Raw genomic sequence first — 11,613 nt, 5'->3', positions numbered from 1 at the left:
TTCGTAATTTTCTAAAGTTGTCCCATAAAATGCTGCACTAATAAACTAGAAATAGCAACATTAAACCAAACTATAAGTCCTAATAATACAGGCTTTAAACCTGATTTTATCATATCCTTAAAATTAGCACTAAGTCCTACTGCTGATAAAGCCATAACTATCATAAACTTTCCTAGCCTTGTTATATGTGGAATTAAACTCTTTGGAAATACTCCTAAAGTATTTAAAATTGAAGCTACTAAAAACCATAATATAAACCAAGGAAATATTTTTCTTAAATTAAAGTTAGATTCCTTTTTCTTTTTATAAGCAGTAATCATAGCAAATATTAAAGATATAGGAATTATAAGTGTTGCTCTTGTAAGTTTTACAATAGTTGCAAACTCTCCTGCTGCATTACTAAATATATATCCTGCCGCTACCACGGAAGATGTATCATTTATAGCAGTACCTGCCCATAATCCAAAACCCTTATCCGTAAGATTTAACATATGTCCAAGTGGTGGAAATATTAACACTGCCATTATATTAAATAAAAATATAGTAGATATAGAATATGCAATTTCCATATCATCTGCTTCAATTATTGGAGATACTGCAGCAATAGCTGAACCACCACATATAGCTGTCCCTACTCCTATAAGTGATTTTAAGTTGTTTGGAATTTTTAGAAGTTTTCCAATTAGAAATGCAGATACAAAAGCTACTGTTATAGTTACTACAGTTACAGATAATGATTCTAGTCCTGTACTCTTTACTTGAGTAAAGCTAAGACCAGCCCCTAATAAAATTATTGACCATTGAAGAACTTTTTTTGATACAAAGGTTACTCCTTTTTTACTCTTCTCTGGTTTACCTATAGTATTATTAATAATAATTCCAATTAAAATACCAAAAACTGCTCCTCCAATAATAGGCCACTTTTCACCAAGTATAGTAGCAATTACTGCAATTATAAAACTTAAAATAACTCCTGGGCATATTTCTTTTAAATTTCTCATATGATACCTCCTAAATGCTGTTTACTTAATTAAGTATAATTTAAAATCATACAAAATTAAAATATTATTATTTTATATTTACCATAAGCATTTACTTATGATAGGTATAAAAACAAAAAGGTTATCTCTTAAAAAGTTATATTTAAACTTTTTCAAAAGATAACCTCTTTTACAATTCTCCACTCTCAATTCTTAACTAAATTCACTACCCTATTCCATTATATATAACTCCAAATATTAAAACTAAAATACCTGAAAATACAAATACATACTTAGCTAAAGGTATAAACCATCTTCCTAACGGCCTTTCCACTCCTAAATTTATTTCTTCCATAGCCTTATCCATACCATAAACCCAGAAAAAACATATAGATGCAATTATTGAACCTAATGGCGCTAAATAAATTGTTATAAAATCCGCCCATGCTCCAAATCTAGCCATGCTTAAATTTAATGGTATCGCAATGATAAAAGCTACAATAGTAACTATACAACTAGATTTAAATCTTTCAGTTTTAAAGAAACTCATATATGCTTCCGTACTTGCCTCTAACATATTGATTATAGAAGATATTGCAGCAAATATTATACTAAGGAAAAATAATATTCCAAACAAATATCCAAAAGGCATAGACTTAAAAATATGAGGCATAGTTATAAAAAGTAGTGATGGTCCTGATCCTGGATCTAATCCAAAAGCAAATGCTCCTGGTATAATTATAAAAGCTGCTAATATTGCAGAAACAGCATCAAATATTGCCACTTGGAGCGCTGCATTAGGTATATCTACATCTTTCTTTAAATAACTTCCATATACAACCATACCCGCTCCATTAAGTGAAGCAGAAAAAAATGCTTGTCCTAATGCCATTACCCAGGTTATAGGTTTAAATAAATATTCCCATCTAGGTATAAGCAAATATTTAACTCCCTCAATTGCATTTGGCAAAGTAAGTGTCCTAATTAAAAGCACTGTAAAAATTATAAAAAGTGCTGGCATCATAATTTTATTCATTAATTCAATACCTTTGATAACTCCAAGTAATACTATACCTACAGTAACTATCATAGCTATAAAATGCCACTTAATAGTTTGGCTACTTCCTGCAAATGAAGTAAAGTAATTTGATATATCCACATTAAAAAAGTCACCTTTTATTGAGGCATAAAAATATCTAAATACCCATCCTACCACTACTCCATAAAATACAAAGGTTCCAAATACAGATAGAGTTGGAATTACACTTACTACTCTACCAAACCTTTTTCCATTTTCATTAAAAACTTCACTAATACCCTGCATTGAACCACTTTTTCTTGATCTTCCAAAAGCAAATTCCCCTATAAGTCCTGTGGTACAAAGAACAAAAAGGCATATAAAATAAGGAATTAAAAATGCTGCTCCTCCAAACTGACCAAGTTTCCAAGGAAACATCCATATATTTCCTAATCCTATTGCTGATCCTAAACAAGATAAAATAAAGCCTAATTTGCTTGAAAAGCTTTCTCTTTCTGCCATGCTACCTTCCTCCTAAGTATTAAAAATATAAAAAGGGTCTTCTCAAATCCTTGTAAGGACGAGAAAACCCGTGGTACCACCTTAATTTACACAATTTTTTGTGCCTTTAAGTCATTATATCGTATGACATCCGTAATGCTTTCACATTAAAACTCCAGATTGTAATTCGCCTGCTTTGCAACACATGATTTTCACTATCCATCATGCTCTCTTTATAATACACAAAAGCCGCTACTAATTCCTTCATAGTTTTTCTTCCATTCTACATTATATAAAGTACTCTGTACATTTTTAAACTTTATAATTTTATATAAATCACAAAATACATTTGCCATTATATCATAAATAATACAACTTGTATACCATTTAATGTTTTATTTTTCAAACAAATCATATATTGCTTTTTCATATAAATTAGGCACAATTTCAAAAGAATAAGGTATATTTAATCTTTCAGAAAGCTTATGAAAATCTTTTCCGAAACCTCCAAATGCCACAGAAGGTATATCTAACTGCCCTAATTCCTGTACAGGTAGTTTATAGCTCTTATTTATTCCTAGTATATTTGAAGCTATAATATTAAGTCCTTCTTTATTTTCCACTCCTGTATAACTCAAATCGCAAAGAGCCATATAATAATGATCTTTTTCTATATTTGTATCAAAATTATCTTTTGCATACTTTAAAACATTATCAACTACCTGTAAAAGCACCTTATCTCCACTTTTTTCTTCTTTAAGATGCTTGTCCGGATAATATGGTGGAGCAAAACCTATTATTATTGAAGGAGATTTATCTGGATAATTTAAATAAGTTTCTTTCATTATATTTATAGCTATGGTTTGAAGATCCTTATTTTCCTTTCTCCATCCCTCTATCTTCTCTTCAATATATTTATCAAATTCTTCTCCCTTTATCTCCTTAACCTTTTTATAAATTTCTTCATAAGTTAAAACTTTAGGCTCAATTTTCTCTCTTAATGAATTTCTACTAGAAATTGAAGCATATCTGTTTACCTTTTCCTCAATTATATCTAATGTATTGTTAAATGCCTCTAAAGATATTTTTTTTAATTTATCCATAAGCTCCTCTATATTTAAGTTAACAGTTAACACATTATAATAGGAAGCTGCCATAAGAGGAGTCTGTACAGAATATAATTCTTTTAAATCCATATGTTTTAAACAAGTTGGTGGAGGTGTAATATTTCCTCTATCACTATCACAAAAATCTGGATTTAACTCTAATAGTCTGTTTAACTCTCCTGCTAATAAATTTGGATTTAGTCCACTATAGGATTCATACACATGTGTTTCCTTCCCTACAAATAAAAACATAGGCATAACCTTACCTGAAGTTCCTAAATATATGCGTTTTTTATTATCTCCTATTTCCTTAGGAATACAACATTCTGACACAAGTAATCCAATGTATTCATATCCAAACTTTTTATTTAAATCTAAAAGATGAGGTACAGCTGCTAGCATACCTTCTGAATTACTTTCCTCTCCAGGCACTGCTAAAAATAATATATTACCCTCAAAATCATCTCTTAAAGATAACTCTCTTAAAAGTTCCATATGAAGAGCTAGTCCAAATTTCATATCTGCAGTTCCTCTTCCAAATATATAGTCTCCAGATTCTAAATCTTCTATTGCCTCTTTATTTAATGGTAATTCTTTAATCCTTTTTTCAAGCTCAATAGGATTAAAAGCCAATTCTTTTAGATGACCAAAATCCTCAACATCAACTACATCTAAATGTCCAGTTAATATTATAGTTTTTTTAGAAGGCTTGGAACTACAAAATAATGCACTAACAAAACTTCTATTTAAAGGATCTCCCTGTATTTTTATCATATTTAAATTTTCTGGATGTTCATTAAAATAATGTATGGTTTGTAATATATTTAAAATTTTTTCCGCTGTTAATCCTTCTGATTCAGTTCCAGCTATTCCAGGTACTGAAACTAATTCCAATAGTGTATTCATTATTTTATCCTTAATTTTCATTAACTTTCCTCCTAAATAACTAGTACAATATATTTAACCCCCATACATTTTAAAATTTAATTTAGAAAATGTCCATACTTAATTTTAAAAAATTGCTCTCTATTTAATAGTAATTACATTTATAATATTTTTATCTGAATAGGCCACCCTATCTTCGAATTTAGTATCTGCTTTATAAAACATTATTTTTTTGCCATCATGACTCCACTGAACCCAATTAGGTACACGTCCACCTAAATCTATATCTTTAGCTAAGCAGATTCTATTAGTAAAATTATTTTCATTAATTCGTGCAGCATATAAATTCCAGCATTCCTTACCATTCTCTTTACCTCTGTTTACATATACAACCTTTGTTCTATCTGGAGATAAGTAACATGGTGAAGAAAATCCTCCTTCTTTGCTTTTCATATGAGATATTACTCTATTGAATTTTTTATTTTCTACATCATACATATAAGTACCATCTTCCCCATTAATGATAGCCTGCAATAGTATGCTTTTACCATTATTTAATATTTCATACTGTGCTGATGGTATACAGTTTTCAATAAAATCTTTTTTTGTTCTATCTACATAAGGAAGTAACATAATTGGATCAATTTTTTTACTAGCTACATTTAGCTTATATATGCCTTGTCTTCTTTCATCACCTTTATGTCCCTTTTCTTCTCCTATAAAATAAATATCCTTTCCATCTTCACTAAAAAATCCTGGTATTACGCTTATATAAAATCCTTCTTTATTTATATTTACAACTTCTCCCTTATTTTCATTAACATTATATATTTCAAGCCCATTTCCTGCAAAGTTAATTATAAAATTTCCATCCTTAGACCATACTCCGTCTGTCCAATTATCATTATGACTTATTCCACAACTTTTTATCTCACCAGTTTTCAAATTATAAATTTTACTTTTGCCATTTAATAAATAAGTAATATTCTTCCCTCCAGGTGAGATTTCAGCCTTAACAGTATTATTATTTATATATTCATTATTATCTTTTAGAATAGTTTTTTCCATAGTGTTTAAATTCAGCTTACATAAATTTCCATATTGGTCTTTATAAAAATTATCACGTTTCTCATTAGACATCTTATCTAATTTAAAATCTTTATATTTTTTCTTAAGTTCATCTTTAGTCATTCCAATTGATAATATAACTTCATCATTTTCTGAAAATCCATAGACCTCATATAATCCTGGTATATTTTTATATTCTTGTTTATTAATAACTTGAAGTGGTTTGCTATTTGTTGAATTTACTGATTCCTCAACAATAATTACTGGTTTTTCTGAAATTCCTACTGCTTTTGTGTTAATAAAATGTTCTACTCCAATACATGTTCCTACCACTAAAACAGGTATTGAAATTTTAATTAGCAATAATTTTTTGTTACTTTTCATGATCTTTCCTCCCATAATTTAATATTTATTATGGTTTTATTATAATTTGCTGTTATCTCTAACTTATAAACAGTTGTTGCCAAATTGTAAACACTTTTCATATATGATTTAAAAACTTACACAAGTGGAATACTTATGTAAACCTTAGTTCCTATTCCTTCTCTACTTTCTATTTTTATTTTTCCTTCATGATTTTCAATAATGGATTTAACTATAGTAAGCCCTAATCCATTACTCCCCTTTTCTCTTTCTCCCCTTTTATCTACCCTATAAAATGGCTCATATATCTTGTGCATTTTACCTTCAGGAATACCTTTTCCTTCATCCTCCACTGTTAAAAAGCAAAAATTTTCTTCACTATATAAACCTATATTTATAGTAGACATTATGTTTCCATACTTTATGGAGTTATCCATAATATTTATTATCATTCTTCTTATTTCTTCTTTGTTGCCATATATAAATATTTCTTTTCCTATACACTTTTTTATTTTTATATTATACTTATTAGCCTTTATCATCATATCTTCACAGATAGCATTTACTACTTCTTCCATATCTATTTTTTCTTTTCTATTTATCTCTACATAAGATTCTAATTTTGACATAGTTAACAGATCCAAAACCATTTTATGCATTCTATTACTCTCTATTTTTATTTTTGTAGCTCCTTTGTTTAATATTTTTTTATCTTCATATCCATCATCTAATATCATTTGAGCATAACCAGATATTATAGTTAAAGGTGTTTTCATTTCATGGGTAACATTATCAAAAAAAGTTTTTCTATGACTTTCAATTATTTTCAAGTTATCTCTATCCTTATTTATAATTTCTATCTGTTCTTTTATCTTTTCTTTCATTAAATTAAAGTTTTCTCCCAACTCACCTATTTCATCTGAAGAATTAATATTAACATCTAAATTAAAATTCCCCTTAGATATTTCCTTGGTAATTTTGCTTAATTTAACTATTGGAATTGTAATTTTAGTACTAAGCAATATAGTAAAAATGCAAGTTAACATAAAAATTATAAGTATCATTTTTTTTGTTATTCCTAAAAGATTTCTATTAAGTTGAAATAAATACGAATAATCTTTTGAATATCTTATAATACATAAATTTTTTCCATCCATATTTATAGGAAACGCAAAAGCTACTATATAATTATTTTCATAATTTATTATTGAGAAAGCACTTTTCCCTGTGAAAGCAGCTTTTAAATCCTCTTTATTATCTATAATATTTTTATCTACAGTATAAAATGTTAAAACATCCCCATCAGCATAGGCAGTATCTAAAAGTAGTTGTCCATTATTTTTATAAAATGTTACCCTGTCATCTAACTTTAAAGATAATGCTTCAGAAATTTCATTTATATGTTCTTCAAAATCTTTCTCATTATTTTTAATATTATTCATCATCATAAACTGTCTTAGATACAAATCTAAGTCTTTTTTATTAGTAGCAAATTCCTTACTTATTATCCTTTTACTATTATCTACAATTATCTTATTCATAAAAAAGCTGATTACATTAAAACCTATACAGAATATAATAATGAGTCCAACCATAAATTTATATCTTATAGAAAACTTCATAAAATCTATCTCCTTACAACATTTTATATCCCACTCCAAAAACTGTTTCTATTATAGAAAGTCCATTTTCTTCATCTAATTTTTTTCTTAATCTTTGTATATGTACATCTACAGTTCTGCTATCCCCTTCAAAATCATACCCCCAAACTTTTTGGAGCAACTTTTCTCTAGAAAATACTATTTTTTTATTTTTGGCCAATATTAAAAGGAGGTCAAACTCCTTTGGCTTTAACTTTACCATAGTTTCTTCTTTGAAAACCTCTCTACTTTCCACATATATTTTTATATTGTTTTTTAAATTTATAATATCCTGTGAAGTTTCATATTCCATTTCATTTAAACTTTCAATTCTTCTTAAGCATACCTTTATCCTAGCTATAACTTCTCTTATATCAAAAGGCTTAGTAATATAATCATCTGCTCCAAGTTCTAATCCTAAAACTTTATCTACAATGTCATTTCTTGCTGTAAGCATTATTATAGGAATTTTATATATACTGCTTATTTCCCTACATACATCATATCCACTCATATTAGGAAGCATTAAATCTAAAAGAATTAAATCTACAAATTCTTTTTTTACAATTTCTATTCCCTTTTCTCCATCCTCAGCTTCCAAAATATTAAATCCTTCCTTTTTAAGATAATGGGATAAAATATCCCTTATATCCTCTTCATCTTCTATAATAAGTATGGTTTTATTCATAAAATCACCTTTCTTCACTATTAACTCTTGGTACTGAAATCCTAAATTTTATTTCATAACCAGCATTACTTCATTTACATGTCTTCATAGAAATATTATACAGAAAATTATTGCCAAATTGTAAACAAAAAGTGGTTTGTAAGATTATGCTCTTACAAACCACTTAAATTACTTACTATTTTGCATCATATTTTGAGGATTTCTTGTTTGAATTAAAATTCTACCTGGTCCAGTAAATTTACATACAAGACCTTCTCCTCCTGTAATAGAACCTACAAAACCATTTGCTAATTCTACTGTATATTCCATGTTACTATCCCAAAGCACTAAATGGTTTGAATCCACTATATACTGCTCACCTTCATTTAGGTTTATTTCATGTATTGCACCATAAGCACTTATAAACAATGTACCAACACCATAAGCTTCTTTTTGTATAAGTCCTTCTCCTGATAAAAATCCTTTAGAACCACCAGATTTTATATCCATTTTCACTTGTCCTATAGCTGCTAAAAAGCTGGATTTTCCTAATCTATATCTTTCACTTCCATTCATTTCAATAGCCTTTATATCTCCTAAAAAAGCTGGAGCTATTAATAATTCTCCATTGCCTTCTGCTTTATACTTTTGCATAAAGAATGAATCTCCTGAAAAAAGTCTTCCTAATGCCTTTTTCATTCCATTAGTTTGAGAACTAATTTTAAAATTAGGAGTCATTGAAACCATTGCGCCAGATTCAACTATACATTCATCTCCTGATTCTGTATTTATTTTTAATATCCTGTTTGTATTATCATATAATAGTTCATATTTCTCTGTCATTTTTATTACACCTCTAAGTTAATTTAATTATAAAGTAATTTTACTACATGTTTAAATCATATTGAATTAAGCTCCCCTTAAATATTACTTAAATACATCTTAAATTTGAACTTAGATATATACTTTTTATTATCCTCCAAGATATGTGTTTTTTACCGATTCATCTTTTAATAAGTCACACGCTTTACCTTCAAGTGCTATATTACCAGTTTGAATTACATAAGCTCTATGAGCTATGGATAGTGCCATATTGGCATTTTGTTCTACCAATAACACTGTAGTTCCACTTTCATTTATTTCTTTTATTATAGAAAATATCTCGTCTACCATTATAGGAGCAAGTCCCATAGAAGGTTCATCAAGTAAAATCAGCTTAGGTCTTAGCATTAATGCTCTTCCCATAGCAAGCATTTGCTGCTCTCCTCCACTTAGAGTTCCTGCCATTTGATTTCTTCTTTCTTTTAGTCTTTCAAACCTTTCAAATATCTTTTCATAATCTTCTTTAATTCCTGATTTATCTTTTCTTATAAAAGCTCCCATTTCAAGGTTTTCCATTACAGACATATTTCCAAACACTCTTCTTCCTTCTGGAACATGAGCTATTCCCATTTTTACTATTTCAGATGCTGAACAATTTGTAATGTCTTTTCCTAAATAATTCATAGTTCCAGACTTTGGTTTTACTATACCTGAAATTGTTTTAAGCATAGAGGTTTTACCAGCCCCATTGGAACCTACTAGCGTAACAATTTCACCTTCATTTACTTTAATTGATAAATCTTTAAGTGCATGAATCCCCCCATAAAATACATTGATTTTGTTTAATTCTAGCATGCTGCACTCCTCCCAAGATAAGCTTCGATAACTCTTTCGTTATTTTTTACTTCTTCCGGCTCTCCATCTGCAATTAGTGTTCCATAATCCAAAACAAATAATTTATCGCATATATTCATAACTAGGGACATATCATGCTCAATCAAAATAATAGTAATATCAAAATTATCCTTAATCCACCTTATAAGCTCTGTAAGTTCCTTTGTTTCATTTGGATTCATTCCCGCTGCAGGTTCATCCAAAAGAAGAAGTCTTGGTTTTGAAGCTAATGCTCTTACTATTTCAAGGCGTCTTTGTTCACCATAAGGCAAATTTTTAGCAAGTTCATCTTTCTTATGATCTAGCTGAAACTTTTTAAGTAATTCCAAAGCCTCATCGTATATTCTTTTTTCTTCTCTATAAAAAGAAGGTAATTTTAAGAATCCAGAAAGTAATCCATATTTAATGTCTTTATGAAATCCTAGAATAACATTTTCTATAACCGTCATATTTTTAAACAATCTTATATTCTGAAAAGTTCTTGCAATGCCATAATCAGTAATCTTATAAGGTGTAAGATTGTTTAAATGTAAATCCTCAAAAGAAATTTTCCCAGTTGTAGGTGTATATATACCAGTTAATAGATTAAAAAACGTGGTTTTCCCCGCTCCATTAGGTCCTATAAGTCCTACGATATCCCCCTTTTCAATCATCATATTGATATTAGATACAGCTTTTATACCTCCAAAACTCTTTGACAAATTATTAATTGTTAACACTGCCATTTAATTTTCCTCCTTTCTTAAATAAATTTTTCTTGCCCTCAACCTTTCCTAAAATTCCTTCTGGTCTGTACACCATAATTAAGAAAAGTATAACTGCATATATTACCATTCTTAGTTCAGGTATATTTTGAAGGAATAAAGATATTATTGAAAGAGCTATAGCCCCCACTACAGATCCGGCAATACTTCCCATACCTCCAAAAACAACTATTACTAAAATATCTATAGATCTCATAAACCCAAAGTTACTAGGCTTTATAAAATAGAAGTAATTAGCATATAGTGCTCCTGCAACCCCTGCAAAGAATGCTCCTATAACAAAAGAAAGCACCTTATATAATGTAGTATTTATTCCCATAGCCTCTGCTGCTATTTCATCTTCCCTTATAGCAATACATGCTCTTCCTGCATAAGAATTTATAAAATTTTTAATTAAAATTATAGTACCAATTACTCCAAAATATATCCATGTCCAAGTAGTATATTGAGGAATATCATTAAATCCGCTAGCTCCACCAACATAGTCAATATTTAAAAGAAGTATTCTAATTATTTCACTAAAACCTAAAGTAGCAATAGCAAGATAATCTCCTTTTAGTCTTAATGTAGGTATGCCAATTATTAATCCAACAAAAGCTGCTGCTACAGCTGCTAATATTACTGCTATTGTAAAGGGATAATTAAATTTTACAGTCACAATAGCTGATACATAAGCTCCAACTGCCATAAAAGCAGCATGCCCTAATGAAAATTGTCCCGTAAATCCTGTTATTAAGTTTAAACTTACAGCCAAAATAATGTTTATTCCGATTAACACTATATTAAGTAATATATATGAGTCAATATAGCCCCCGCTTATTAACCATTGAGATAGTACATAAACTGCAATTATAGCTATAAAACACGCAATATTTTTTTTATTTAACCATTTCAAACTATCTCCC

The 11,613-nt window shown here is 28.8% G+C and carries 10 protein-coding genes and 1 other annotated feature; all 10 genes read right to left on the bottom strand.

Annotated elements, in window-relative coordinates:
* Window positions 1-11 precede the first annotated feature (11 nt).
* The gene (locus T514_RS0117925) at window positions 12-1,001 is read right to left on the bottom strand and encodes a YeiH family protein (RefSeq protein WP_027626016.1); all 990 of its coding nucleotides are present in this window, start codon (window positions 999-1,001) and stop codon (window positions 12-14) included.
* A 205-nt stretch (window positions 1,002-1,206) separates the two neighbouring features.
* Window positions 1,207-2,520 (bottom strand): sodium-dependent transporter, encoded by a 1,314-nt coding sequence (locus tag T514_RS0117920; RefSeq protein WP_027626015.1) that lies wholly within the window; start codon window positions 2,518-2,520, stop codon window positions 1,207-1,209.
* Window positions 2,521-2,571: 51 nt separating this feature from the next.
* Window positions 2,572-2,776: a binding site (T-box leader), on the bottom strand.
* A gap of 118 nt (window positions 2,777-2,894) precedes the next feature.
* Window positions 2,895-4,532 carry a M20/M25/M40 family metallo-hydrolase gene (locus T514_RS0117910; protein ID WP_027626014.1) on the bottom strand — a complete coding sequence of 546 codons (1,638 nt, stop codon included), beginning with the start codon at window positions 4,530-4,532 and terminating at the stop codon, window positions 2,895-2,897.
* 99 nt (window positions 4,533-4,631) lie between these two features.
* On the bottom strand, window positions 4,632-5,942 hold the full coding sequence (locus T514_RS0117905) for a TolB family protein (RefSeq protein ID WP_027626013.1): 1,311 nt from the start codon (window positions 5,940-5,942) through the stop codon (window positions 4,632-4,634).
* Window positions 5,943-6,058: 116 nt separating this feature from the next.
* Window positions 6,059-7,543 (bottom strand): HAMP domain-containing sensor histidine kinase, encoded by a 1,485-nt coding sequence (locus tag T514_RS0117900; RefSeq protein WP_027626012.1) that lies wholly within the window; start codon window positions 7,541-7,543, stop codon window positions 6,059-6,061.
* Between the two features lie 13 nt (window positions 7,544-7,556).
* Window positions 7,557-8,249, bottom strand: coding sequence for a response regulator transcription factor (locus T514_RS0117895; protein ID WP_027626011.1), 693 nt, complete (start codon window positions 8,247-8,249; stop codon window positions 7,557-7,559).
* 168 nt (window positions 8,250-8,417) lie between these two features.
* Complete coding sequence (locus tag T514_RS0117890) at window positions 8,418-9,071, bottom strand: TIGR00266 family protein (RefSeq protein ID WP_027626010.1); 654 nt, start codon at window positions 9,069-9,071, stop codon at window positions 8,418-8,420.
* A 129-nt stretch (window positions 9,072-9,200) separates the two neighbouring features.
* Window positions 9,201-9,905, bottom strand: coding sequence for an ABC transporter ATP-binding protein (locus T514_RS0117885; RefSeq protein WP_027626009.1), 705 nt, complete (start codon window positions 9,903-9,905; stop codon window positions 9,201-9,203).
* Window positions 9,899-10,669, bottom strand: a complete 771-nt coding sequence (locus tag T514_RS0117880; protein WP_027626008.1) for an ABC transporter ATP-binding protein — start codon at window positions 10,667-10,669, stop codon at window positions 9,899-9,901. The genes T514_RS0117885 and T514_RS0117880 overlap by 7 nt, the downstream gene beginning before the upstream one ends.
* Window positions 10,650-11,603, bottom strand: coding sequence for a branched-chain amino acid ABC transporter permease (locus T514_RS0117875; protein ID WP_034869596.1), 954 nt, complete (start codon window positions 11,601-11,603; stop codon window positions 10,650-10,652). The genes T514_RS0117880 and T514_RS0117875 overlap by 20 nt, the downstream gene beginning before the upstream one ends.
* Between the last annotated feature and the right edge of the window lie 10 nt (window positions 11,604-11,613).

Source organism: Clostridium lundense DSM 17049 (assembly GCF_000619945.1).
GTDB lineage: Bacteria > Bacillota > Clostridia > Clostridiales > Clostridiaceae > Clostridium_AO > Clostridium_AO lundense.
This window is presented reverse-complemented; position numbering and strand designations above follow the sequence as displayed.

What these genes read in the sequence shown, in the direction of transcription:
- T514_RS0117880 (WP_027626008.1), bottom strand. Translation starts at nt 10,669, where the DNA reads ATGGCAGTGTTAACAATTAATAATTTGTCAAAGAGTTTTGGAGGTATA.
- T514_RS0117905 (WP_027626013.1), bottom strand. Translation starts at nt 5,942, where the DNA reads ATGAAAAGTAACAAAAAATTATTGCTAATTAAAATTTCAATACCTGTT.
- T514_RS0117895 (WP_027626011.1), bottom strand. Translation starts at nt 8,249, where the DNA reads ATGAATAAAACCATACTTATTATAGAAGATGAAGAGGATATAAGGGAT.
- T514_RS0117925 (WP_027626016.1), bottom strand. Translation starts at nt 1,001, where the DNA reads ATGAGAAATTTAAAAGAAATATGCCCAGGAGTTATTTTAAGTTTTATA.
- T514_RS0117900 (WP_027626012.1), bottom strand. Translation starts at nt 7,543, where the DNA reads ATGAAGTTTTCTATAAGATATAAATTTATGGTTGGACTCATTATTATA.
- T514_RS0117920 (WP_027626015.1), bottom strand. Translation starts at nt 2,520, where the DNA reads ATGGCAGAAAGAGAAAGCTTTTCAAGCAAATTAGGCTTTATTTTATCT.
- T514_RS0117910 (WP_027626014.1), bottom strand. Translation starts at nt 4,532, where the DNA reads ATGAAAATTAAGGATAAAATAATGAATACACTATTGGAATTAGTTTCA.
- T514_RS0117885 (WP_027626009.1), bottom strand. Translation starts at nt 9,905, where the DNA reads ATGCTAGAATTAAACAAAATCAATGTATTTTATGGGGGGATTCATGCA.
- T514_RS0117890 (WP_027626010.1), bottom strand. Translation starts at nt 9,071, where the DNA reads ATGACAGAGAAATATGAACTATTATATGATAATACAAACAGGATATTA.